The 410-nt window shown below is 48.0% G+C and carries 1 pseudogene; it reads left to right on the plus strand.

The window, feature by feature from the left end:
- Positions 1 to 235 precede the first annotated feature (235 nt).
- A pseudogene (locus tag E3E42_RS11775) lies at positions 236 to 410 on the plus strand (carbamate kinase); the annotation flags it as partial.

Raw genomic sequence — 410 nt, forward strand, 5'->3', positions numbered from 1 at the left:
TGTCGGTGACGCCTACAAGATGCCAGGTGGAATAGAGGTTGACGGCATAGCCCTAGGGGTCATGAGGACGCTCGAAAAGCTCGGCCTCGAAAGCTTCTCCGAGTGGTATCTGTGAGCTTTCTTTCATTTTGTAAACATTTCCTAGAAAGTTCCGAAGCTTTTTCTAATGCACAAGGCTGAAGACTAAGGAACACTTTTATTCCTTGAGACAAAATTATGCATGGAGGTGAGGCCTATGAAGAGGGTAGTCATAGCTCTCGGCGGGAACGCGATTCTTCAGCGAGGTCAAAAGGGCACTTACGAGGAACAGATGACGAACGTCATGAAGACCGCAAAGCAAATCGTCGATATAATCCTCGATGGCGATTATGAGGTTGTAATCACCCATGGAAACGGCCCCCAGATTGGTG

The organism is Thermococcus sp. JdF3 (genome assembly GCF_012027495.1).
Lineage (GTDB): Archaea > Methanobacteriota_B > Thermococci > Thermococcales > Thermococcaceae > Thermococcus.